Genomic DNA, 26,657 nt, shown 5'->3' with positions numbered 1-26,657 from the left:
GCAGCAGTAATGATGAGCAAGATTAAAAAGGAGGGATAAGAATGGATTTTAACCAATTAAGAAAGCGCTGCCAACGATTTTTTGTCTATATTCTTTGTTTTACATTAGCTATGACCTTTACAGGCTTTGGATGGAAGGAAACAGCGGAAGCGGCTGTTTCTCCGCTGATTACTTCTTACAAACCGCAAGCAGTCAATGCGGACGTGATTGCTTCCTATACGGATGCAAACGGGAACACCGTATCGGCGACGATCCATCATCCGGGCATTGCTATGTCATTGGCCGATCTGGACAATATGCGCGACCATGTAAGAGCAGGGGACGAGCCTTGGAATACGGCGTTCGAAGCGTTTGCCGCCGACCCGCAATCCAGACCGAATCCAAGAATCTTATATGAAGCCGGAAATGATCTGTTCGTTAATATCCGCGGGCCGTGGGCCTTTACTGATGCGAACGGAAAATATTGGGCTAATCCAAGCGATTATGTGGGAACGCGCGCGAATACGGATGCTTTAGTCGCTTTCAAGCAAGCGGTTATGTGGTATATTACCGGCGACGAGACATACCGTTCCAGCGCGATGTCTATCATCAGAGCTTATTCCGGCATCCAGTCCGTTGCTCCTCATACGAGCTTCCGATTTGCGACGATGACTTATTTGCTCGCGGCGGCTGCAGAGATTATGCGATATTCCGATACCCAGACGGCAAGTCTGAAATGGACGGCCACCGACACTCAGAATTTTACAAACATGATGGAGCTTTGCTCGGTCACTTATAACCCGCATTCTTTCTTCATGAACCAGCATCAGTTTACGGTTATGGGTACGATGGCGCGGGCGATCTTTATCAATGATCTGGCGCTGTACGCAGAGGCCGTAGAAGCGGCGATGGTTAACGCCGCAGGCGATGATGGAGGAAGGAACGGTTCGATCAAGCATGAAATGCGATGGATGACGACGAATGAAATGACGGGAGAACCGCTCGACCCGTCGGATTATCATGTGCAGTTAATGGAGATGGGCCGCGACGTGGGACATGCCTACGCCAATATCGCCGGATTGTCTACGTTGGCGCAGACCATCTACGCCCAGGGGACGAAGGTTGACCCGGTAGACGGAACGATGTCCACGGCCGCCAATGCGGTGAATCCATTCAACTTCCTCGATGATCGACTGTTGGCAGGGATGACCCATGCTCTGAAGTATCATTTGGGATATGATGTGCCATGGACGCCCGCAGTCGCCAACCAAAGCTATGCCGGTCAAATTTTTGATAAGATCAATCCGGATCAAAGAGGCAGAATCGATGGGTTCAACAGCGTTCTGTACAACTATTATAAATATATCGAAGGACGGGATATGACCCAGGAAAAATTCAAATACCTGGCCTATGCCTATGAAACGAGAATGCCGGAGGTTGCAGGAAAGGATTATCCGTTGGCGTCGCTGCTGTACACGCCCGATGCAGCCAAGGCTGACGGGGTGAGCAATCGAATCATTCTAGATAATATCACGGGATTGAAGGCAACGAGTACAGGTTCGGATGCGATCAACTTAAGCTGGGCGGCTGTACCGGACGCGCTCGGTTACAACATCTACAGATCCACGGAAGAGAACGGAACGTATACCCAGATTAACAGCGCGCCAATTCCGACAACGTCTTATAGCGATACAAGCTTGACGCCCAATACGAATTACTATTATAAGGTCCGCGTATCCGGGGCATCAACGTTTGCCGTTGTATCGGCCGCAACGGGGGGAGAAGGCATTCCGGATTTCGATGTAAGCCGTTATTCTCTTCATGTCAATCATAAGCATCAATCCGTATTAAGAGTCATTCATCCGGACCGAAGCATTCAGGTTCTTACCAGCCAGGCGAGCTTTGCTTCATCCGATCCGGCTGTGGCAGCCGTCGATTCGGCAGGCTTGGTGACCGGGATTAGCACAGGTACGGCGACGATTACCGCGACCTATAACGGTCAAGCTTACCAGGCAACCGTAGTAGTCATCGCCGACGCCTCTTTAAAAGCCTGGTACAAATTGGACGAAACGAGCGGAGCTTCGGCCGCGGACGCATCCGGATATGGCAGTACCGGGACCGTAAATGGCGGCGCGGCTTGGACAACCGGGCAATCAGGCAACGCGGTCGTTCTTGACGGGACCAACGACTATATCGAGCTTCCCGCCGGCGTTGTCGAAGGGGCCGACACGATCACGGTTGCGGCATGGGTCAATCTCGATACCGCGAGCAACTGGACGCGGATTTTCGATTTCGGTTCCGGAACCTCCACCTATATGTATCTTTCACCGAAAAACGGATCCAATGGGAAAATCCGCTTTGCGATCAAAAACAATAATTCGAGCGAGCAGATTATTGACGGGCAGTCTGCGCTGGCAACGGGAGGCTGGCATCATGTGGCCGTCACGTTAAACGGTTCGACCGGCACGCTCTACGTGGACGGCGCCCAAGCGGGCAGCAATACGTCGATGACCATCAAACCGTCCGATATGGGAGCTACGACTCAGAATCGGATCGGCCGCTCCCAATTCTCCGATCCGTATCTCGACGGCCGGGTAGATGATTTCAGAATCTATACCCGCGCGATAAGTTCATCTGAAATGACGAGCGTGATGAACGGACAATCTCTGGAAACCGTAACGGCAGCTCCGACAGGAGTGGCGGCCGCGGCTGTAGACCATAGATCGATTAACATAAGCTGGCCGGCAATAACGGGAGCAGCGGGTTATAACGTTTACATCTCCGATTCTTTGGCGGAGAATGCCGAGTTCACAAAGGTTAATAGTCAAGTGATTACAGAAACATCGTTTGCCAGCCAGGGATTGAAGCCGATAACGTCTTACCATTACAAGGTAACGGCAGTCAATGCAATAGGAGAATCGGACATGTCGGCCATTGCTTCCGCAACAACCGTTGGTATGCCGGTCGCGAGCCTCATTTCCAGGTATACGTTTGACGAAACAGGCGGAGCTTCGACCGCAGACGCATCCGGAAACGGCAATCATGGGACGTTGAGCGGCGGTACAGCCTGGACGACAGGCAGAATCGGAGGCGCTGTCGATCTTGCCGGACCGAACGGCTATGTTGCTCTTCCCGGCGGTATTGTCTCCGAGACCGACACGCTTACCATTTCCGCATGGGTGAATCTGGATACGGCGAGCAACTGGACACGGATTTTCGATTTTGGTTCCGGAACTTCGACCAGCATGTTCCTCACGCCGAAAAACGGAGCCAACGGAAAAATCCGATTCGCGATCAAAAACAATAATTCGAGCGAGCAAATCATTGAAGGGGGGTCGGCGCTGCCGACGGGAGGCTGGCATCATGTGGCCGTCACGTTAAACGGTTCGACCGGCATTCTCTATGTGGACGGCTCCCAAGTGGGTACCAATACGTCGATGACCCTAAAACCGTCCGATCTGGGCGCCACCACTCAGAATTGGATCGGCCGCTCCCAGTACCCGGATCCCTATCTCGATGGACGAGTGGATGACTTCCGTATTTATGACCAAGCGCTTCCTGCCGACGAGATCGCCGCTCTTGCCGCACCCGGCATGGTCGTCTGGTATAAATTCGATCAATCCAGCGGGACTGCGGCGGCAGACGCATCAGGTGATTTCAAGCATGGAACAATCAATGGCGGGGCAGCCTGGACGACGGGCAAAGCCGGCAATGCAGCGGAGCTTAACGGAACAAACGGATATATTGCCCTTCCGTCCGCTGTTGTCTCCGGCGCAGACGCGCTCACCATAGCGGCCTGGGTGAATCTGGAGAGCGTGAGCAACTGGTCGCGGATTTTCGATTTCGGTTCCGGAACCGCGACCAATATGTTCCTCACTCCGAAGAACGGAGCCAACGGCAAAATCCGCTTTGCCATCAAGAAGAACGGTTCGAGCGAACAAATCATTAACGGGCAGTCGGCGCTGCCGACGGGTGGCTGGCATCATGTAGCCGTCACCTTAAATGGATCAACGGGTACCCTCTACGTGGACGGCGCGCAAGTCGGGCAAAATACCGCGATGACCCTTAAACCGTCCGATCTGGGAGCCACCGCGCAAAACTGGATCGGCCGGTCCCAATATACCTCCGATCCGTACCTCGATGGGAAAGTGGATGACTTCAGGGTGTATTACCATGCTCTCTCCCCTGGCGAGATTGCTGCCCTTGCGGGATTATAACAGGCGGGAACAGAAGGATAGCTTGCAGGGGAAGTCCGACTTTCCTTCTCCTGCATTGACTTCTTAATCCTATAGCAATAGGGGTGCTCTGCACCCCTATTTGTGTTGTCTACACAGGTTCAAAATACATCAAATCGATATTTTCAAATAATGCGAACTTGAACACTCATCAAACATGATATTACATTCAAAAGAAGACAGTATTCTATTATGCATAATGTGAAATCAGGAATGAAAAGGAGACTCTATTGATGGAGGATAACTACAATCTGTTATCGAAGAAGGGAGCTTGGGGAGATCAGGGAGACGGCACCTATGTCAATCCTGTCTTGCCCGGCGATTATAGCGATCCGGATGCCATTCGGGTCGGGGATGATTATTACGCCATCTCCTCTACCTTGCATTGCTCTCCGGGGATGGCGGTGCTGCATTCCAAGGATCTCGTGAATTGGAGCATGATCGGGCATGTTGTACCAGATTTGACAAGCATCGGCCCGGAATACGATTATGATCGAATGAACCGTTACGGCAGAGGCGTCTGGGCCGGCGCCATCCGATTCCATAAGTATAAATATTGGGTGTATTTCTTCACGCCCGACGAAGGCTTGTTTATGAGCACGGCAACCGATCCGGCTGGACCTTGGGAGCCGCTTCATCGGGTGTGGGAGGTCGCCGGTTGGGATGACTGCTGTCCATTCTGGGACGATGACGGACAAGGCTACCTGGTCGCCACCCATTTCGCCGACAACTATAATATCCATCTAATTAAACTTAGCGAAGACGGCAAAGAGCTGCTGCATGACAGCGGTAGGATTATCCATCAATACAAAGGAAGCGAAGCTAATAAGCTCTACAAAATAAACGGAACCTACTATTTCTTCCACAGCGAGGTGCGCGCTCGGGGAGGCGTTGAAGCCCGGGATGTCATGATGTTAAGGTCAGAGCATATTTATGGTCCTTATGAAGAGAAGGAAATTATCCATACCCACGGCAAGGAAATAGACCGGGAGCCCAATCAGGGCGGACTTGTCCAGACGGTCTCCGGGGATTGGTACTTCATCAGCCATCAAGGTTCGGGCGCGCACGAAGGCAGGCCGCTGCACTTGCTGCCCGTAACATGGGTGGACGGTTGGCCGATCATCGGAGATGATACGGACGGCGACGGAGTCGGAGAGATGGTATGGGGAGGCAGGAAGCCGATTAACGGGCATCCCGCAACGGTTCTTTCCACATCCGACGATTTTGACAGAGCCGATCTTAAACCTTATTGGGAATGGAACCATCAGCCAAGAGCCGATAAGTGGTCGTTAACGGAACGGCCCGGCTATTTGCGTCTGCATGCATGCCAACCTATCGACAGGGACAATTTTTTCACCGTATGCAACGTCCTTTCGCAAAGAGCGTTCAGGACCATTCATAACGAAGCAACAGTGAAAATAGAGATCGGCGGCATGGCGGACGGACAGGAAGCGGGTCTTTGCCATTTCGCGAAAACCTATTGCACGGTTGGCGTTCAACAGCTGAACGGGACAAGGGTCCTGAAGTTCAATAACTCGGGAACGGTCGTATGGGGGCCGAAATTAACAAGCACTGCCCTTTGGTTAAGATCGGTGTGGAACATAGACGGAATTAGCCGGTTCGAATACAGCGTCGATGGGGAGCAGTTCGAGAGCTTTGGAGACGCCTATCAGCTGGGGTGGGGCAATTACAGGGGAGACCGGATCGGGGTATACAGCCTTAACGGCGAAAGCGAGCAGGGTTATATCGATGTCGACCATTTCGGTTACGAAGTTGCGGGGAGTGGAGAATAAATGAAATCGCCATTGTTTAGGGATCCCATCTATGACGGTGCGGCGGATCCTGTAGTCATATGGAATCGGCAGGCCAAGGAATGGTGGATGATCTATACGAACCGCCGCGCAACGCAGGAGGGGCCGAAATACGGATGGGTGCACGGCACCGATCTCGGCGTTGCTTCTTCATCGGATGGCGGATCCACCTGGTTATACCGAGGAACCCTGCAAGGGCTCGAAACGGAATGGGGCAGAAATACGTTCTGGGCGCCGGAAATCATCTGGCATGATGGCCTGTACCATATGTATGTCACTTATGTCCACGGCGTACCTATTGATTGGTCGGGCAAGGCTCGTATCCGGCATTATACAAGCCCCGACCTGATTCGTTGGGAGTTCCAGTCCACGCTTGGAATAAGCGAGGAGAACGTGATTGATGCCTGTGTGTTCCAACTGCCGAACGGCATGTTCCGAATGTGGTTTAAGCAGCGGAATCATACTTACGCGGCCGAGAGCAAGGATCTGTATGAATGGCAGCCGATTGGTCCGGTCATTACCGAAAGAGGCCACGAAGGACCGAATGTTTTCCGCTTGGGCGGCTATTATTGGATGATTGTAGACGAGTGGCGGGGGCAGGGCGTGTTCCGCTCCGATGATCTTACGGCATGGGAGCGAAACGGCATCATTCTCGACCAGCCTGGCAAACGCGAGGATGACGGGACGATCGGCCTTCACGCGGACGTGGTCGTGCAAGGAGAAGAAGGGTATATCTTTTATTTTACTCATCCCGGCCGCGTGAACGGGCATCATGAGGAGTCGAATCATTATGAATGGCGCCGCTCCTCCCTTCAGGTGGCCAAGCTGGAGGTTGTGGACGGAACGCTGATCTGCGACCGCGACAAGGAGTTTGAGTTGAAGCTTGGAGCGGGAGATCGATAGAATAATATAGTGAAAGTTCAATTCAACTACTATACGAACGGCGTGGGAGGCCACGAGAAGATCGTAGATCTCGGCTTCGATGCTTCTCAAGGATTTCACACCTACGCTTTCGACTGGCAGCCAGGATCCATCAAGTGGTACGTTGACGGTGTATTGAAGCATACGGCAACTTCCAATATACCGAAGACGCCAGGTAAAATCATGATGAATCTATGGAACGGTACAGGCGTAGATGCATGGCTAGGCAGCTATAACGGGGCGAATCCGATATATGCGTATTATGACTGGGTGAAATATACAAGCAATTAGGACAATAGGGTAGCTCTGTGAGCAAAAAAGCGCCATCAACCATTCGATTCTATGAAATCGAAGCTCGATGGCGTTTTTTGCGTTTGAAAAGGTTTTTTTTGATATGATTTTAGGTCGACTTTATCGGGTGCAATGGATTGGTCTCTATCGATTATGATAAGTACAAATAAGAGAGGGCAGCTTAACAAGCTAGGAGGAACACAGATGAAACCGCTAACAGAAATGACCCCGGAAGCAGGATCGACGCTCAAAAGGAACCGGGTCTGGTTCAAAGCTTTCCAGCAGCGTTACTTGTACATGATGTCGCTTCCATTCGTCATATGGATTTTTATTTTCAGCTATGTGCCTGTATGGGGCTGGATTACCGCTTTCCAAAATTATAAGCCGAAAGATTCCCTTTTCGATCAGAAATGGGTAGGCTTTCAGAATTTCATTGAATTGTTCCAAGATGAAAGATTTTATATCGTTTTGCGAAATACGCTGGCCATGAGCACGATGGGGCTCATTGTAGGCTTCACGATTCCTATCCTATTCGCTTTATTGTTAAACGAGATGAAAGGCCAGTTATTCAAACGGTCGGTTCAAACGATTTCGTATTTGCCTCACTTTGTTTCATGGGTTGTCGTAGCCGGACTCGTGTATAAAATGCTTTCGACAGACGGCGGAGCGGTGAACCAATTGCTCATGTGGCTTAACATTATCGACCAGCCTATTCAGTTTATGGCGAAAGGCGATTTGTTCTGGGGAATTGTAACCGTTTCAGATTTGTGGAAGGAAATGGGCTGGAACTCGATTATTTTCCTGGCAGCGATGGCTGGCATCGATCCCGAGCTTTACGAAGCGTCAACGGTTGATGGAGCAGGCAGATTCCGCAAGATGTGGCATATCACGCTGCCTGGTATTCGTACAACCTTCATGGTCCTCTTCATCTTGTCGATTGGACACTTAATCAGCATCGGCTTCGAGAAGCAGTTCTTACTTGGCAACCCTCTAGTATCTGATTATTCAGAGGTGCTCGATCTGTATGCGCTTAAGTACGGTATTCAAATGGGCCGGTATTCGTACGGTACGGCAATCGGTATATTCAATTCCGTAGTCAGCATCCTATTGGTATTTATCGCGAACGGAATATACAAGAGAGTCACCAAAGAAACAGTCATATAGGAGGCGCGGCATATGCAAGGAGTCGTTCATAAAAATATTGGCGATAAACTATTCGACCTATTCATCTATCTATTCATGACAATGGTAGCTATTGCGACCTTATACCCGTTTTTAAATGTACTCGCGATTTCATTTAACGATTCGGTGGATACCGTACGAGGCGGTCTGACGATTTACCCGCGGGAATTTACCTTACGAAACTATGAAACGATTTTCGGCTTTGAGGGCTTGATAACCGGCTTTCGAAACACCGTCATCCGGACGGTAGTCGGTACGGCAATGGGGGTTGCTGCAGCGTCCATGATGGCTTACACGTTAAGCCGTCCCGATTTTCAAGGCAGAAGATGGATGTCGGTTTTGTTCGCCCTCACGATGTATTTCTCCGGCGGACTCATTCCGGGCTTCCTGTTGATGAAATACTTAGGCTTGATCGGTACCTTTTATATTTACATCATTCCCGCACTGCTCAGCGTTTGGAATGTGTTCGTTATCCGCTCGTATATCGACGGACTTCCGTTCGCGCTTCAAGAATCGGCGAAAATTGACGGCGCGAATGATTGGACGATATTCTGGAGAATTATTCTTCCGCTTTGCCAACCCGTATTGGCTACAATCGCCTTGTTCATTGCCGTCGGACACTGGAATTCCTGGTTTGATACGTACTTGTTCAATAACAGGAATCCGGAAAATACAACGCTGCAGTTCGAGCTGATGAAGGTGCTGTTATCTACGCAGACGGGCAGCGATTACCGAGATCCTAACGCACAGAAAGCAATGGCGGCGGTATCGCCTGAATCCATTAAGATGGCGATTACGATCGTCGTTACCGTACCCATCTTGCTTGTCTATCCATTCCTTCAGAAGTATTTCGTCAAAGGAATGACGCTTGGCGCAGTAAAAAGCTAATAGAGGTTTTTGAACACGCACTAATAACGGTAATAGCAGGTTTCCTGTTATATACATTCCTATTACGCACAAGAAAAAGGGAGGCTTTAACGAAATGAAAAGAAAGATGAGAATGGCGCTTAGTCTAATGTCGGCACTCGCATTCGTATTCGTCACGGCATGCAGCGGTTCGAATACGGACGGCGGTAAGAGTACGGCGACGCCAGAAACAACAAATGCAACAAACGAGCAGCCGGCAGAACCCATGACGATTCGCTTCGCAACCGGCAACAACCCGAACTGGGATGACATGCAATCCGATATCGGCAAATTTATTAAAGAAAAAACAGGCATTACCATTAAACCGGAATTTATTATCGACGACGGCGATGAGATGCTCTCGCTTATGGTAGCAACCGATGAGTATCCGGATCTGGTTGTTCCGGGCAGCGCTACAAACAAAATGGTCGATGCAGGCGCTTTGCTCGACCTTCGTCCTTTGATCGAAGAGCATGCCCCCAACATTAAAAAGGTTTACGGCGAATATTATAACCGTCTTCGTTGGAGCAAGGATGATGACGCGATTTATACGCTTTCGCTGACCGGCGTCGATCATACGTACTTTGATTCGGGCAGCGGCTTCCAATTGCAGCACCAAGTGCTTGAAGCAGCCGGCTACCCGGAGATCAAAACCGTTAAGGATTACGAAGCCGCAATCAAAGCCTATCTGGAGAAAAACCCGACAACGGCAGACGGTCAACCGAATATCGGTTTGTCGCTTAACGGCGGGGAATGGCAAATTCTAATTTCCGTTACAAACCCTGCTTTCTACGCAACTGGAGCACCGGACGATGGCGAGTTCTTCATTAATCAAGAAACATATGAAGCAATCATGCACTACCAGCGTCCTGAAGAAAGAGAATATTTCCGTTGGCTGAATCACATGAACGATATCGGCTTGCTAGACCCGGAAAGCTTCATCCAGAAATACGATCAGTACAAAGCAAAAATCGCTTCCGGCCGCGTTCTGGGTCTTATCGACCAGCAGTGGGATTACGGCCAAGCGGAGAACGCTTTGAAAGCCGAAGGCAAATTCGGTTCGACATACGCTCGTTTCCCAGTAACATTGAACGAAACGTACCAGGATCATTCCTTCCAAGGCACGGGTTACCTTCCAGCCCTCGGGATTGCGATTACGAAAGATGCTCAAGATCCGGTTCGTTTGATCAAATTCCTGGACTACCTGGCTTCCGATGAAGGCCAAGTGCTTCTCAACTGGGGGATTGAAGGCAAGCATTACAATATGGTAGACGGCAAACGCGTCATTCCTGACGAGTTGCTGGAGCAGAAAACGAATGACAACAACACGTTCGTGAAAACAACGGGTATCGGCAACTACAACATATCCGCCCGTTACGGGGACGGCGTGAAGGATCAGTCCGGAAATTACTACACGACGACATTCCCTGAGCAGATCCAAGCCGCTTACTCGGAAGAAGACAAAAAGACGCTGAAGGCTTACGGCGCAACGACTTACAAGGATTTGTGGCCTTCCGATGATTCGTTCCCAGAACGCAAATACGGCGCGGCATGGACGCTTCCGTTCGAGGCGACCTCCGAGGCGAACGTTATTAAACAAAAAGCGGATGATATTATGAAAAAACGCATACCGGAAGCGATTCTGGCGAAGCCGGAAGATTTCGATAAGGTCTACGATCAGTTCCTGAAAGACCTGGAAGACGCAGGCGTTGCGAAGATGAATGAAGAATTTACAAAGATGGTGAAGGACCGCGTTGAGCTTTGGTCGAAATAAGTATCCATTTCCGCGAGCGTAATAAGCTCGCGGATTTTTTTCTGCTAAACCATGCGCTTGACATACAAATGGCTAAATCATGCTATTCGTTGACTTGAAAATCAAGGTGCTTGCTTATGCCGTGTTTTATAATCCGAATGGAAGGGCTTCGGTACGATCAAACTTTCGAATGATTAGGAGTTGTAGCATGGTGACAACGAGCAGCACCGCAACGTATAGCAATCCGATAATTCCAGGCTTTTATCCCGACCCGAGCATCTGCCGAGTCGAGGATGATTATTATTTGGTCACAAGCTCATTTGGCTATTTTCCCGGAGTTCCCATATTCCATAGCAAGGATCTTGTCCATTGGCGCCAGATCGGACATTGCCTCACGACCAAGCAGCAATTGCCGCTGGCTAACACTTGGTTATCGGGAGGGATTTACGCGCCGACGATCCGCCATCACGACGGCTGGTTCTATATGGTCACGACTAATGTGAGCGGGGGCGGCAACTTCTATGTTCGCAGCCAACAGCCGGAAGGTCCGTGGTCCGATATGATACCAGTCGCGCAGGGCGGCATCGATCCTTCTCTATTATTCGATGAAGATGGCAGCATATTCTTTCAATCTACTTATTCTGGCAGTGAAGGCTATGGCATCTATCAATGCGAGATTGACATATCGACCGGGCAAATGCTGACAGAGAGCCGTCTGATCTGGAAGGGGACGGGCGGAGCGCATCCGGAAGCGCCTCATCTGTACAAGATCAATGGGCTTTATTACTTGCTGATTGCCGAAGGCGGGACGGAATACGGCCATATGGTGACGATTGCGAGAAGCGACTCTCCATATGGGCCTTTCGAAGCTTGCCCCCATAACCCGATCCTAACGCATAGAAGCCGGAACAGCAGCATTCATGCAACAGGCCATGCCGATCTGGTACAGGCGCACGATGGCAGCTGGTGGGCGGTTTTCTTGGGCATTAGACCGGTCTCCTATCCTTATCGGCATCATTTGGGCAGGGAGACGTTCCTGGCGCCCGTATCATGGACGGCCGACGGCTGGCCCATCATTGGTAACGGGGGAAGCATCGAGAGCGTCATGGATGCTCCGCGGTTGACGGAGGTCCGGTGGCAGACGAACGCAGCCCGAGATGATTTCGACGATTCGGCCTTAAGCTTCGATTGGGTGTTCCTGCGCAATCCGGATCCGTCATGCTGGTCGCTTAGCGAACGTCCGGGGAATCTTGTACTGCGCGGAAACAAGACGTCGCTGAGCGATTCCGGCGCCCCAGCCTTTGTAGGCCGTCGTTTGCGCCACTGGTCAAGCAACATCTCCGCTTTGCTCAATTTCGAACCGCAGCACGAAGGCGAGGAAGCCGGACTTACCGTATTTATGAACGATAGCTATCATTACGATCTGGCTGTAAAGCGCCAAGAAGGATGCAAGGTGATCGTATTCCGGCGTACCGTAGGATCCTTAAGTGCGGAGCGCACGCTGGAGTGCTCGGAGGGCCCTGTCATTCTTAAGGTTGAAGCGCAGCCGGAATGGTTCCACTTCAACATTCAGCAGGATTCATTCGGTGTTCTTGAAGCGGGATCCGGAGAATCGCATCTGCTCTCAACAGAGGTAGCGGGCGGATTTACAGGTGTCGTCATAGCAATGTACGCCGTCTGCGGAACGGGGCAGGGTTCTCCGGCATGCTTCGATTGGTTCGAATATGAGCCGTTGAACGGTTGACGCACAGCTCGAAAACAACAGTCAGTGGGCGATGCCGCCCGGATCAATATTCCGGAAGATCATTATTTGGCATTTTCGTGGACGGTTACGACATTGTCCGCCGGCGTAAGCACGAAGTGAAGGCTAGATCACAACAAGGTACCGGGCCGCTTCCTTAAGCAGCTCTGGTACCTTGTTCGTCTCTTCCGAGAAAACATCAAATTCAACTAGACTAAATCATGCTATACCATGTCCAAAAAATCAAGGTTTACTATTCAACACGTTGATAAAGTAGTGATGTAAGAATACATGTTAGACATGGGGAGGATTGGTTGTTAAAAAATGAAAACGTTTTCATATTTAGACTTTCATCAAAGGCAATTGGCATGAACGCAAGAAGAAAACGATTGAAGAAGGAGACAAGTTTGATGAAAACAAGTAAAAAGTCGAGTGGCTTCTCCCGAAAAATGATTTCCTTATGTAAGTCCGCGTCACTTCTGGTGACGGCCGCCGCATTGACGGTAAGCATGGGCCCATCCTTGGCGCCCCACAACAAGGCATTCGCGGCGGATTCGACCGGAGGCACATCGGCGACCGTACAATCGAATATCGTTCCGGTCAAAAAGCAAGCCTATGATTGGGGCAGGGTGAAGATCGTCGGCGGCGGATTTATTCCGGGCATTATTTTCAACGAGAAGGAGAAGGATCTCATCTATGCCCGCACGGACATGGGGGGCGCGTATCGCTGGGACCCAGCGACCAAGACATGGATTCAGCTGCTGGAATGGCTGAGTCTGGAACACTGGAACCTGTCGGGCGTGGAGAGTATGGCTACCGACCCTGTCGATCCGAATCGCCTCTATATATTGGCCGGCACTTACTCGAACGACTGGGTGTCGACGAACGGTTATATCCTTCGTTCGCAGGACCGCGGACAAACGTTCGGGATGGTAGAACTGCCATTCAAATCCGGCGGCAACATGCCCGGCCGTTCCATGGGCGAACGACTGGCGATCGACCCTAACGATAACCGGATCCTCTATTTGGGAGCCCGCAACGGGAACGGATTGTGGAAGAGCGAGGACTATGGAGCGACATGGAATAAGGTGGAGAGCTTCACTTCGGTCGGCAACGTGAATGATAGCTTCGGCGGCAATGTCGGCCCCGCATGGATCACCTTCGATCCTTCGACGGGTTCGGCAGGCCATGCGACGCAAACGATTTATGTCGGCTTGGCGGATACGCAGACGAGCATTTACAAGTCGGTCGACGGCGGCGCAACCTGGGAGCCGGTAGAAGGCCAGCCGAATCAGGGCTTCCTGCCCCACCACGGAACGCTGGGTTCCAACGGGATGCTATACATTTCGTACAACTCGTCCATCGGACCGTACGACGCCGGCACTGGCGCGGTATGGAAGCTGAATACGATGACGGGCGAGTGGACGGACATCACCCCGGACGGAGTCGGCAATACGAGCAAGCCGTACGGCGGTCTTGCCGTTGACCCTCAACATCCAGATACGCTGATGGTTGCCTCGATGAACGTATGGTGGCCGGACAACTTCATTTATCGCAGTACAGACGGCGGGCAAACATGGAAGAACCTGTGGCAGTTCACCGAGTATCCGAAGCGCGACAACCGGTACACGATCGATTACTCGATCTCGCCATGGCTCGACTGGGGCATTCAGCGTGATCCGGATACGGACCCGGAAACTTCGCCGAAGCTTGGCTGGATGATCGGCGATCTGGAGATCGATCCGTTTAACTCCGACCGGATCATGTACGGTACCGGAGCGACGCTGTTCGGCTCCGAGAACGTGACCGATTTCGACAAGGGCGAGAAAATCGGGATCTCCGTCATGGCGGACGGGATTGAAGAGACCGCGATTCTGGGCTTGATCAGTCCTCCATCAGGGGCGCCGCTCATCAGCTCGATGGGCGATATCGGCGGGTTCCGTCATGAAGACCTGAATAAGGCGCCGCATATGATCACCAATCCTTATATCGGATCAAGCACCGATCTGGACTACGCGGAGACGAATCCGAACTTGATCGTGCGCGTCGGCCATGCATCGAACCAAGAAGCGCGGATGGGCGTATCGACAGACAACGGCGTCACCTGGACGCCGGCAGCCAATGCCTGGGAGTCGGCGGGCAACGACAATACGAGCGGAGAATGGGTAGCGGTCAGCGCGAACGGCGATACGATTGTTTGGGCTCCGGACGGCGACGGCGAGCGGCCGGTAAGCTACTCTACCGACCTTGGCCAGACGTGGACAGCATCGACAGGCATCCCGCAAGGCTCCGTCGTCTCTTCGGACCGTATCAATCCGGACAAATTCTACGGATTCCATGAAGGGACGTTCTATGTCAGTACGGATGGCGGCGTCAACTTCACCGCTACGGCGGCTTCCGGATTGCCGGAACATCTGAGCGGCAAGTTCAAGGCTGCTCCTACGGCTGAAGGCGATATCTGGCTTGCCAGCTCGGAAGGACTATTCCGTTCAACGGATTCGGGAGCGAGCTTCCAGAAGCTAACGGGCGTTGATGAGGCGGTATCCGTCGGTTTCGGCAAAGAAGCGCCAGGCAAAACGTATAAAACGATCTATGCCGGCTTGAGAGTGAACGGCGGCAAGTACGGGTTCTACCGCTCGGAAGACGAAGGAGCGAGCTGGATTCGCATTAATGACGATCAGCATCAATTCGCGAATGCAAGAGGGGTGATTACGGGCGATGGGCAAGTGTACGGCCGGGTCTATATCGGTACGAACGGTATGGGCATCGTGCGCGGCGATATTAAACAGGGTGCGCCGGTAGTAACGCCGGCCAAACCAATGCGAGATATCACAACAATGGAGCTCGTCAAAGAAATGGGAATCGGCATTAATCTGGGCAACACGTTAGAAGCGACAGGCAGCTGGATTGATGACAGCAGTGTTTCAAATTATGAAACGGCCTGGGGCAGTCCCATTATTACGAAGGAAATGATTCAAGGTTATGCCAACGAAGGTTTTGGCGTCCTTCGAATTCCAGTAGCGTGGTCCAATATGATGGGCGAGGATTACACGATTAATCCTGATTACCTGGCCCGGGCAAAAGAAGTAGTGGATTGGGCACTGGATAGCGGTATGTACGTTATTCTGAATCTTCACTGGGACGGCGGCTGGTTTGAGAAGTTTCCGTCAGAAAAAGAAGAATCGATGTACAAATATTCACGTATATGGACACAACTGACAGACGCTTTTAGAGACTATGACGATCATCTGATGTTCGAGTCTTTCAATGAAGAAGGCATATGGTTTGATTTATGGAACTATTACAGCGGTCAAGAAACTAAACCCGGCGGCAAAGAAGAAGCCTATGCGTTGCTGAATGAGATCAATCAGACATTTGTAGATATTGTGCGCGGTTCCGGTGGCAACAATGAACAACGACATCTGTTGATTGGCGGTTATGGAACCGATTTTGAGAAAACCGTCGATGAACTTTATAAGATGCCAAACGATCCTCAAAAACGCTGCGCAGTATCGGTCCATTATTACAATCCTCCAACATTCGCCATTATCGATGAGGATGTGGAATGGGGAGAAGCGCGTTCGGAGTGGGGAACGGATGAAGACTTCGCTGATCTAAACAGGCTCATGAATATGGTAAAAACACGTTTCATCGACAAAGGCATCCCCGTTATCATGGGGGAGTTTGGCGTAGCCACAAGAAATAAGACACCAGAAATGATACGGCTCTATCTTACGTCGGTGGCCGAGGCCGCATATTCAAGGGGATTTACCCCGGTTTTATGGGATATTACAAATGTATTTTACAACCGAACTACAAATGAAATGATGGATAAGGTGCTGCTTGAGCAGCTTATGGCTGTCAAGGATGCGACGGAACCAACGCCTAATTCGGCTCCAACCGCTTCGATCACCTCGTATGAGGATGGACAGGCGATCAATCTGAACAGTCCGCAGATTGACTGGTCGTTCCTTGACGCCGACGATGCGGACGTTCAGGCTGCTTATCAGGTTCAAGCCTCCAGCAACGGCTTCGAGACGGTTGTTGCGGACAGCGGAGAACTAGCGGGCGCATCCGGTTCATACACGTTGAACGGACTGGCGGACGGAGGTTGGTCGATTAGGGTTCGTGTAAAGGATAATCGGGGCGCTTGGTCGGAATGGGCGTACAGAAGCTTGATCATTGATACGGCTGCTCCTGCCTTGAAGGTTGTTCTGGATAAGGAAACCTTGTGGCCGGCCAACAACAAGCTGGTAAAAGTAACGGCAACCGTTGAAACGGATGTTGGGCTGTCTCAGGCGGAATTGGTATCCATTACGCCGAGCGTAGAAGTCGACCGCTACGAATCCATGGTACAAGAAGCCGATTTCGGCACATTCGATACGGAATTCAAGCTGCTGGCCAAAAAAGCAAAGGGCAAAGAGCCTCTAGTCTATACGATCACCTATAGAGCAACAGATCAGGCAGGGAATGTTACGGAAGCATCCGCCACCGTTACGGTTCCCCATGATCAAGGAAGGAAATGAGGAGGAATGAATATGAGAAACGTGAGCATTCGATTCGACCGGTTTCCGGGAGGGCTCAGCAAGGCGGTCGTGTTTAGTTTCGACGATGGCCGCGAGCAAGACAGGAGGCTGGTGCAGGCGTTTAACCGCTATGGCCTCAAAGGAACGTTCCATCTGAATTCCGGCAATTTCGGCCAGGAAGGATACATCCGTGCCGAAGAAGCGGCGGACTTATTTCGCGGCCACGAGATTTCGGCCCATACCGTCACTCATCCCTTCCTGGAGCAGTCCCCGGACGATCAGATTGCGGAGGAGCTGATCGCGGATCGCCGAAATCTGGAGGCGATTGCGGGATATCCCGTACGCGGCATGAGTTATCCGTTCGGCACCTACAACGACCGCGTTGTGCGCGCGCTGCCGGTGCTTGGTATCGAATATGCCCGCACCGTCCAGAGCCACGGCGGCTTCCACATGCCGGATGATCCGCTGAGATGGCATCCGACCTGCCACCACAAAGAGATGGTTGAGAAGGCGGAACAATTTCTGTCATCCAAGTCGTGGTTCAGCCGGATGGAGCTATTATTTATCTGGGGCCACAGCTACGAATTCGATCATGATGACAACTGGGATCTGATAGACAAGGCGGGCGAGCTGCTCGGCGGCGAGGAGTCGGTCTGGAAAGCGTCGATGACGGATATTGCATCCTACCAGAATGCGCTCAAAGCGCTCCGTTTCTCGGTTGATCGAAGCATGGTGCATAATCCGAATGCTCAAGAGGTTTGGGTTAGCGCAGACGGCGAAGCCGTCCGTATTGCGGCAGGCGAAACGAAGAGGCTGAGATAGCAAGCAAGGATCAAATAGCCCCCATCTATGACATCAAAGACGGGGGCTATTGCTATATGAGGACAATGGAAGCAGCCGGCGTCCTATTATAAAGGATACGAATACTGCTCTAGTCCTGGAATCGTATAAACGCTGCTATAACCTGCATCTATAAGGGCTTGTGCCGCTATAGAACTTTTATAGCCCTTTTGACAGTAAAGGATTAATGGAGTATCCTTTCGCACGCACACCGAGAACGGGTTATTGGAGATATCCTGTAACGGTATACAAATGCTTCCTCGGATATGCCCTGTTCGATAATCCTCATTCGTACGCACATCTACTAACATTGCCGTAGGGTCATTCCCCATCAGCTCCCATGCTTCATCGGGGGTCAGATGTTTACTTTGAAATACTCTGCCCTCAGTCCGAGGAATACGCTGCTCCCTATCAAGCATTCTAGCAACAACTTCTTCGGCTTCCACACGAGTTAAACTGCCCGCTGTATCGAACATGTATGGATCACGCCCGGGCATGATCCCTTTCACATACATCTGCGCGATATGCATGACGCAGGTACGGCAGGAATACAAGTCCTTAAGATTTTCTGCCGCCGACCAGTCCTGCTCGTCTTTTTCTCCGAATTCGGTTAGCAGCGTCTCATGAACGATCCTTGCGGCGGAACGGCGCTCAATGGGTTTGCTTACGTTGGTTAGATCATAGTCCTCGATCATTCCCTTATACAACGCGTAATCCATATAGCCTGACGACCAGCTGTCGCGCGTCGGCTCTATATGGCCTTTACTGATTCTAATGACCATGGTCACAAACTGTTCGGTAGTAACAAGATCCTCAATCATCAGCTTATTATAGAGGAGTAACTCTTAGGGTGACATTGTCATAGGCGTCAATGCCTGTAACAGAGAAGGTCTTTGAAATGCTCGTTGTAACCTCGCCTGTCCATAAATCTTTTAGGCCATAGCTTGCTGCATGTTTGAAGGTTTCGGCATCAACCATTTTATGCCTAAGATAATCGATAATGCGGCTTACATCAACGGAATGCTCCTTCGTATCTCTCGAGTCGCTGAGATTGATAAAGGATATGGCTAAATCTCCGTTCGCAAGAGGCTTTGCCAGAATATCAACACGGTTGGTATTCGCAATATAGGCCGTATCGGGATTGGTATTATCGATAGAGCAATAAATTCTTTTGGCCTGGATGCCGAGCGGGTCCTGATTCAAGGCGATAACCTCTTTGTTCGCGATAATCCTCCATAGCTCGTCGCCCTTTGCAATCCGTCTTAAGTCCATTCCAAGCATGATCGGCGAATTCATCATACACCACATCGTCATATGCGTTTTGCTCATGGTCGTTGTAATCCCGTTCATACCGATGACAAGCATATCGGGATCGTTCCATCCCTTATCAAGCCCGGCAAACTCATCCATAATAACCGCCTTGCTATATTGCGAGGTAATGCTTGCGGTATGGTTCGAACTCCACTCGGCGGAGCCCGGATTGCCATCGGAGCCGACGCTGAAGGTTATATCATTAAGAATGCGCCAGGAGTCGCCAACCTTATATCCCCAGTTTTGCGGCTGCGTTTTCCCCCATTCGCAGATGGAGAATACAATATCATGGTTAGGGTCAGCCTTGTTCAAGCCTTCGAGCAAAACCGCATAGGAATTAAGGGTATTCTCCTGCCTTCTATGGTTCATAAGACGTATGATGTTTTCTCCCTCATTTAGGGAAACCGTTATTTCCTCCGAATCTGTAAAGGCAATCGTGCTTTCGGTAAGAGGAAGCAAATCATCAAAATATCGGGTTTCATTCTCTGCGTTTCCTACGGCAAGCTGAAGCCAGCGTCCCGTGCCATTCTCCTCGCCGCTTGCGTAATGGACGGTTATGGCGTAGTTTCCGCCAGCCGGCGCGTTCACGGTAAACGCCAGCTCTCCCGAGCGGACGCCTACAGGTGTAGTCCCCACGTTTGTTCCGTCGAAGGTGCCGATGTTTGTTACATAATCGCCGCTGTTTTTGGATGCGCCCTGGCCTAGAAGCACACCGTCCTTCACCGCATTTAAAGTGATATTCAGTTTTTCGCCCATAACCGTTATTCTTCTAATATTCGGGGCATAGGAATATTTGGCGTTGGTGGAGTCCGAGAACGTGGCATTGTCCCAAAGGTAGTAGCAGTTATCAACCTTGATAAAGTCGACTCCCCAGTCTATATACGACCTCGTGTCGACATCTTCAAAGCCGCAAGTGCCTACCGCGGAGCCCGCGCAAAGATGTGTTCCTATATCGTTGTACATACCGAATTTAAGTCCCTTGCCGTGGATGTAATCGGATAACGCCTTAAAGCCGCTTGGAAATTTAATCGTTTCGTTTGAAAGCAACCCGTTGACGCGTTCGGACTTATAGCAGCCGTCATCGAGCACGACATACTTGTATCCCAGCTCCGCAAGCCCCAAATCGACGATCGCGTCCGCCATCAACTTTGTGAGCGTCTCGCTGTTCTTGCTGCCGAAGGCATTCCAGCTGTTCCAGCCCATGGCAGGGAGGCGTCCCTGCTTTTTATTCAGAAGCACCTTGCCGTTCGAGAAAGCCGGAAACATGTAGTCGGGATCCGTGATCTTGTCCGGCGCTGTCCTTGATGTAACTTTAGCTGATACTTTCTCCATAAGAAATCCTCCTCGCAAGTTGCATTTTTATTGTTATGATAGGATAAATAGCGGAGTAGATAAATGTGTTTTTATCGAGTGATTATGGGGAAATGTGATATAGTAGTTCCGGGAGCTGAATGCAATGAAACTCTATTATGCGAAAAGTCCTTTAATCTCATCCGATATTTATCCCATGCAATATGGGGAACAGCAGTGCGATAACGGATATTCCTTCGGGCCCGCGGCGCGTAACTTCTATCTCATCCATTACATTTACAGCGGGCATGGCGAGTTGCATATTAATAAAAAAGTTTATCAAGTACACGCAGGACAGTTTTTCCTGATCTATCCGAAACAAACGGCCTATTATAAGGCGGATGACCATGATCCGTGGTTGTACCGTTGGATCGAGTTTGACGGCAGCTTCTCGGAGAGGATGATGTCCGTGACAGGCTTCTCGCACGAGAACCACGTCATAAATGATGATAACGGCGTCGGAAACGCGCTGAAGAATATAATCGATTTAGGCTGGACCGACTTTGAAACGATCATGAGCTATTTCTGGCCGTTTATCGCGGCGCTTACGAAGGGCAAATTATTGACGAAAGATGAGAATACGGCAGAAACCTATGTCTCTTATGCCAAAAATTATATAAGAAGCAATGTGCACAAACGGATAGCCGTTTCCGAAATCGCCCATTTTTTGAACATAGACCGCAGTCACCTGGCACGCATCTTCAAAAGCATTTGCGGCATAAGCACGCAGCAATTCATTATCTCTCTTAAAATGGAGATGGCTTCGCAATCTCTCAAAAAGAGCAGCATGACCATAAAAGAAGTTGCGGGTAGTGTCGGATATGACAATCAAATGGAATTCTCGAAGCTGTTTAAAAAACACTTTAATATGACCCCTACGCAATGGAGAGAACAAAAGTTCTTTCAACAATCCATCAATAACTATGAATGAACACGTAAATGACGCATGAATGGATGCGTCATTTTTTTTGTGCAATCTAGTGTCTATTTCATGCTATTCCATGACTTGATAATCATGGTTCGCAATGAAAGCGTGCTCTATAATTTAATGTGACAAGTATTGGGACATAGGGGTGGATAGGAATGAGAATGGGTGTTGACTATTATCCGGAGCATTGGGAGCGCTCGATGTGGGAGCAGGATGCGAGGCTGATGCGGGATACGGGAGTCAGCCTGATCCGCGTGGCCGAATTCGCTTGGTCGCGCCTGGAGCCGGAGGAAGGCCGGTATGAGTTCGGCTGGCTGGATGATGCAATCGATGTTTTCTATAAATATGGGATCCAGGTCGTGATCGGCACGCCGTCCTGCACGCCTCCCAATTGGCTCGTGGAGCGCTTTCCGGATGTGCTTCCCCGCGACGCTATGCTGAATCCGCGCTATCCGGGCATTCGCGGACACCGCTGCTACAACAGTCCGTCCATGCGTGTCTTTTCGGCGAGAATCGTGGGGAAGCTGGCTTCTCATTACGCCCACCACCCGGCAGTGATCGGTTGGCAGATCGACAATGAGTTCAGCCTGAATGAGTGCCATTGCGAGAGCTGCAACAACCGGTTTCGCGAATGGCTGTCGGAGAAGTACGATACTTTGGAGGCCTTGAATCGGGATTGGGGCACGGTAGTCTGGAGCGGCGAATATAGCTCTTGGGAGCAAATCACGACACCGCTAGGCGGCGCCAAATTCAGGAATCCGTCTTATTTGCTCGACTGGAAGCGGTTCGAAACCGATTCCGTTGTGGAATTTCAACAATTGCAAGTTAATATTTTGCGCAAATATTGCCCGGACCATTTTGTCACGCATAATATTTGGAGCTATCCGATGTCCCTCGATTATTACAAGCTTTGCGAGGTACTGGACTTCGCTTCCCTCGATTATTACCCAAGCACGAGCCCGGACAAAGCGGTATCGGGAGGTTACGGCGGCGCGTTGACGCTCGATTTAGCCCGGGGGATCAAAAGGCAAAATTTCTGGATCATGGAAACGATAAGCGGCCCTCCCGGATGCTGGTTTCCGATGTGGCGAACCCCGCAGCCCGGGTTTATCCGGGCCTTCGCGTGGCAATGCATAGCCCGCGGAGCAGACACGCTCGTTCATTTCCGTTGGCGAAGCGCCCCGTATGGCGCCGAACAGTTCTGGCATGGATTAATCGACCATAGCAATGTTCCCGGCAGGCGATTCGAGGAATACCGGATGTTATGCGAGGAAGTGAACCGGCTCTCTCCCGTCTTGGCGGAATCGGAGGTGCTTGGCGAGGCTGCCGTTCTCCATTCCCATGATTTGTACAATGCGTTCGAGATTCAACCACAGGCAGAAGGCATGAATTATTTCGACAATCTGAAGCTTTATCACCGTGCTCTGACCAAATCCGGCATTCTGACGGATGTTGTGAATACAACGGACGATCTGGACCAGTATCGCCTTATTATTGCGCCTTCGCTCTATTTGCTGGATGAGAAGCTGGCGGACAAGCTGAAGAATTGCGCGAAGAACGGAGCTACTCTCATCCTGACGAACCGTACCGGCGTCAAAAATAGGAGCAACGTATGCTGGATGCATCCGCTGCCTGCTCATTTGGCCGAGGCCGCGGGCGTAACCGTAGCGGAATACGATCCTGTCGGCCATGACGTTCATACGATCCGCTTGCAGGACGGGAAGACCTATTCATGCAGTCAATGGTGCGATGTTCTGGAGCCTACGGGAGCTGAGACCATTGCTTGGTATGAGGACGATTTCTACGCCGGTAAACCGGCTGTAACGGTTCATTCGTATGGAAAGGGCCAAGTCTATTATACGGGTACCGTTGCCGAGGAAAGCTTCTACCTGGAATTATTCGGGAAGGCTGCGGACCATGCAGGGCTAACCCGATTTGCCGGTTTGCCGGAGGGCGTGCAAATTTCGATTCGCCGGAAAGAGGACGCCAATTATTTGTTCCTGTTGAATCTGACGCCAAAGCAGCAGACCGTCGTGCTAAAGGGTACGTACAGGAGCATTCTGCAGGAGATGAACGTCGGTCCTGCCGTACACATGGACCCCTATGCGGTTGAAATCATCGAATTAGATCAAGAGTTTGGAGGGAAATCCATTGCTGCGACTGTTTAGAACGAATGAAATACGCAACGTGCAAGAGCTGGAGGGCGATTGGGATTTTCAACCGATTGCCGGTATGGAGGGATTGCCGGCACGTTATCAATACCGGATGCCCGTGCCCGGGTGTTGGGAGATGCATCCGCAGTTTGTCACCTATCAGGGAAAAGGAGTATATCGGCGAACAGTAGAAATAACGCGGAAAGGCGCCATTCGCCTTGTTTTCAAAGGCGTAAGCCATACAGCCGACGTCTTCTTCGACGGGATTCCGACAGGGCGCCATTATAATGCGTACACGCCGTTTGCCGTCGTCATTCCGGATGTCGAACCGGGATCGCATGAGATTGCGGTGATCGTGGACAATTCGTTCGGCGAATCGTCCGCGCTTCATGTTCCGAACGATTATTATACGTATGGCGGCTTGATCCGGCCCGCGGCGATCGAGCTGCTGCAAGAGCTGTTCATCGAACGAATCGCGTTTACGCCGATTCGTATGGCTGCAGGCTGGCAGGGTGCGATCAGCATCTATGTACGGAATATCGGACAACGAGTTCGCCGCGCACGGCTACAGCTCAGTCTGGCGGGCCGGGACATCGACGCAGGCGAGGTCAGCGTAAAGCCAGATGAATCCGTCGAAATTTCGATCACGGAATCGTTCCCCGGCGTTAACCCTTGGTCGGCTGGCGATCCAACGCTTTATTTGCTGAAGGCGCTTCTGTATATTGAAGGGCGAGATGCTCCCGTGGATGATTTGATCGAGCGGGTCGGCTTTCGAACGGTGACGACGGAGAATGGCCGCATCCAGGTAAACGGCGAGGACGTTGTTCTGAAGGGCTTCAACCGGCATGAGGATCATGCGCTGGCGGGAGCCGCCATTCCTTATCCGCTTATGGTGCACGACATGGAATTGATGCTGGACATGGGGGCCAATACCGTACGGACCAGCCACTATCCAAACGATGAACGGTTTCTTGATTTGTGCGATGAGCGGGGCTTGTTCGTCTGGGAAGAAAATCATGCGCGCGGCCTCAGTCTGGAGCAAATGAAGCATCCTTTGTTCGCCAAGCAGTGCGAGGATTGCAACCGGGAGATGGTGGAGAACCATTTCAACCATCCGAGCATCATCATCTGGGCGATTCTGAACGAGTGCGCCAGCGATACGCCGGAAGGCCGGGAGATGTACCGGACGCAGCTCGAGCAAATCCGGGCGATGGATTCGTCGAGGCCGCTAAGCTTCGCTTCGCATCATCGCGATCGCGAGCTTTGCTTCGATCTTGCGGATATCGTCTCGTTCAACTTGTATCCGCTCTGGTACGGAGACGAGGATCCGCTGGAGCTTGTCAAGCAGGCGAGAATTTGGGCGGATGAGGCCGGCGGACTTGGGAAGCCGATGATCATGAGCGAATTCGGCGGAGACGGCTATTACGGTTACCGCGACCCGAGCCGGGTGAAGGGAACGGAGGAACGCCATGCCGATATCATGGAGAGTAATTTGGCGGCTTATACGTCCGTCCCGTTCTTGTCCGGCATGCTGATCTGGCAATTTTGCGATTGCAGGGTAACGGAAGGGACGGGATGGCTGCTGACCCGCGCGGGAACGCAGAACAGCAAGGGAATCGTGGACCGGTACCGCAGACCGAAGCTGGCTTATTCCGTTGTGAAGGAGTATTTTGCAGGAGGGTAATCGCACTGATGGCAAGGAACCTTGGAGAGATCCAAGGTTCCTTTTCGATTTAGGGATAGCTTGACCGATTCGCGGCGCGAAAGTCCCCTGCCGAGACGTTGTAATACCTCTTAAACGCGTTGCAAAATGGTTCCAGTGAGGAAAAGCCGACATGCTGCGCGATTTCGCTAACGGACATGGCGGTCGTATGAAGAAGATGGGCGGCCGCCGTCATTCTTGCCTTTGTCAACATCTGCGTAAACGACATGCCAAAATAATGATGAATGATTCTCTCCGTCTGTCTCACGCTCAGGCCAAGCTTCTGCGCAAGTGTCCGAACGGTTATGTCGCGAAAGCCTGACCGAAAGCTGTTTTCAATAATTACGACTCTCTCGTCATCCAACGTTTTTACAGGCATGACAGAGGTTGTCGGATAATTATTCGTATAGTTTCTGACAAGCTTGATGACTAGTTGTTCGATAATAATCTGAACGTTCCTATACCAGCCGATATACCGGCTGGAGGTTTCGTCGGAGAGCTGTTCGAACAGCTGCAGCATATTCTGGTTGTCCTGGCCCAACCAGAAGCTCGTTTGAACGAATTGGTCCGCAATGAAGGAAAGATCCGGATCATCGCCAGCTGTATGGGCCAACACTTCAAAGCATATGCAATATTCTGCCATAGGGTCGGAGAGATCCGTAATTTGTTCATGTACAATTTCCGGACCGGTCATATAAAGCGTGCCGGGTAATATCGGATATTTAACGCCGTTTGCTGCAAGGATTCCTTGGCCGCAAGGAATATAATGCAGTTCGTAGCTTTTCATGCTGTGGCTGTGCTCCAGATAGGATTGATGGAAGAACCCGTAATGGACATACAAAACATTTAATAATAAACCGCCCAAAGAAACCCTGACATTCATATTCCCAAGATTTATTTTTGGTAGCTCCATTCGGGCATTCCCCCCATTCGATATCGTTGGTATGGTTCAATTGTTTTCATCATAAAGGGGGCGCAGTCTTATCGCAAGGACTTCTGGGCTGGCTGTCCACGCATGAATTCCGCGA

The 26,657-nt window shown here is 51.1% G+C and carries 15 protein-coding genes and 1 pseudogene; 13 read left to right on the top strand and 3 right to left on the bottom strand.

Annotated features, from left to right (window positions below; genetic code table 11):
- The first annotated feature begins 41 nt into the window (after nt 1-41).
- The 10 genes and pseudogenes from NQZ67_RS11040 to NQZ67_RS10995 all read left to right on the top strand — a co-directional run bounded on the left by NQZ67_RS11040 (nt 42) and on the right by NQZ67_RS10995 (nt 18,167).
- On the top strand, nt 42-4,196 hold the full coding sequence (locus tag NQZ67_RS11040; RefSeq protein ID WP_257445414.1) for a LamG-like jellyroll fold domain-containing protein: 4,155 nt from the start codon (nt 42-44) through the stop codon (nt 4,194-4,196).
- A gap of 251 nt (nt 4,197-4,447) precedes the next feature.
- Nucleotides 4,448-6,007, top strand: coding sequence for a glycoside hydrolase family 43 protein (locus NQZ67_RS11035; protein ID WP_257445412.1), 1,560 nt, complete (start codon nt 4,448-4,450; stop codon nt 6,005-6,007).
- Nucleotides 6,008-6,928 carry a glycoside hydrolase family protein gene (locus NQZ67_RS11030; protein ID WP_257445411.1) on the top strand — a complete coding sequence of 307 codons (921 nt, stop codon included), beginning with the start codon at nt 6,008-6,010 and terminating at the stop codon, nt 6,926-6,928.
- 12 nt (nt 6,929-6,940) lie between these two features.
- Nucleotides 6,941-7,237 (top strand): annotated as a pseudogene (locus tag NQZ67_RS11025) (family 16 glycosylhydrolase); the annotation flags it as partial.
- Nucleotides 7,238-7,441: 204 nt separating this feature from the next.
- The gene (locus NQZ67_RS11020) at nt 7,442-8,401 is read left to right on the top strand and encodes an ABC transporter permease (protein ID WP_371825287.1); all 960 of its coding nucleotides are present in this window, start codon (nt 7,442-7,444) and stop codon (nt 8,399-8,401) included.
- A gap of 12 nt (nt 8,402-8,413) precedes the next feature.
- Complete coding sequence (locus NQZ67_RS11015) at nt 8,414-9,307, top strand: carbohydrate ABC transporter permease (RefSeq protein ID WP_257445409.1); 894 nt, start codon at nt 8,414-8,416, stop codon at nt 9,305-9,307.
- Nucleotides 9,308-9,401: 94 nt separating this feature from the next.
- Nucleotides 9,402-11,099 carry an ABC transporter substrate-binding protein gene (locus NQZ67_RS11010; RefSeq protein ID WP_257445407.1) on the top strand — a complete coding sequence of 566 codons (1,698 nt, stop codon included), beginning with the start codon at nt 9,402-9,404 and terminating at the stop codon, nt 11,097-11,099.
- Between the two features lie 187 nt (nt 11,100-11,286).
- Entirely contained in the window at nt 11,287-12,822 is a 1,536-nt protein-coding gene (locus NQZ67_RS11005; protein WP_257445405.1) for a glycoside hydrolase family 43 protein, read from the top strand.
- A gap of 446 nt (nt 12,823-13,268) precedes the next feature.
- Entirely contained in the window at nt 13,269-17,345 is a 4,077-nt protein-coding gene (locus tag NQZ67_RS11000; protein ID WP_257445476.1) for a cellulase family glycosylhydrolase, read from the top strand.
- 12 nt (nt 17,346-17,357) lie between these two features.
- Nucleotides 17,358-18,167 carry a polysaccharide deacetylase family protein gene (locus tag NQZ67_RS10995; protein WP_257445403.1) on the top strand — a complete coding sequence of 270 codons (810 nt, stop codon included), beginning with the start codon at nt 17,358-17,360 and terminating at the stop codon, nt 18,165-18,167.
- A gap of 86 nt (nt 18,168-18,253) precedes the next feature.
- On the opposite strand, the gene NQZ67_RS10990 is transcribed toward NQZ67_RS10995, so the two are convergent.
- Nucleotides 18,254-18,967: a rhodanese-like domain-containing protein gene (locus tag NQZ67_RS10990; protein WP_257445401.1), complete on the bottom strand. Its 714-nt coding sequence runs from the start codon at nt 18,965-18,967 to the stop codon at nt 18,254-18,256.
- 46 nt (nt 18,968-19,013) lie between these two features.
- Nucleotides 19,014-20,828: an alpha-galactosidase gene (locus tag NQZ67_RS10985; RefSeq protein ID WP_257445399.1), complete on the bottom strand. Its 1,815-nt coding sequence runs from the start codon at nt 20,826-20,828 to the stop codon at nt 19,014-19,016.
- 124 nt (nt 20,829-20,952) lie between these two features.
- Here NQZ67_RS10985 and NQZ67_RS10980 point away from each other — a divergent pair, with 124 nt between their 5' ends.
- From NQZ67_RS10980 to NQZ67_RS10970, 3 genes are all read left to right on the top strand, one after another.
- Nucleotides 20,953-21,777, top strand: coding sequence for an AraC family transcriptional regulator (locus NQZ67_RS10980; protein ID WP_257445397.1), 825 nt, complete (start codon nt 20,953-20,955; stop codon nt 21,775-21,777).
- 152 nt (nt 21,778-21,929) lie between these two features.
- Complete coding sequence (locus NQZ67_RS10975; protein ID WP_257445396.1) at nt 21,930-23,942, top strand: beta-galactosidase; 2,013 nt, start codon at nt 21,930-21,932, stop codon at nt 23,940-23,942.
- On the top strand, nt 23,926-25,611 hold the full coding sequence (locus tag NQZ67_RS10970) for a glycoside hydrolase family 2 protein (protein WP_257445394.1): 1,686 nt from the start codon (nt 23,926-23,928) through the stop codon (nt 25,609-25,611). The genes NQZ67_RS10975 and NQZ67_RS10970 overlap by 17 nt, the downstream gene beginning before the upstream one ends.
- Nucleotides 25,612-25,660: 49 nt before the next feature.
- Here the strand turns inward: NQZ67_RS10970 and NQZ67_RS10965 are convergent, their stop codons facing one another.
- Nucleotides 25,661-26,512 (bottom strand): AraC family transcriptional regulator, encoded by an 852-nt coding sequence (locus NQZ67_RS10965; RefSeq protein WP_257445475.1) that lies wholly within the window; start codon nt 26,510-26,512, stop codon nt 25,661-25,663.
- Between the last annotated feature and the right edge of the window lie 145 nt (nt 26,513-26,657).

Source organism: Paenibacillus soyae (assembly GCF_024623455.1).
GTDB lineage: Bacteria > Bacillota > Bacilli > Paenibacillales > Paenibacillaceae > Pristimantibacillus > Pristimantibacillus soyae.
This window is presented reverse-complemented; position numbering and strand designations above follow the sequence as displayed.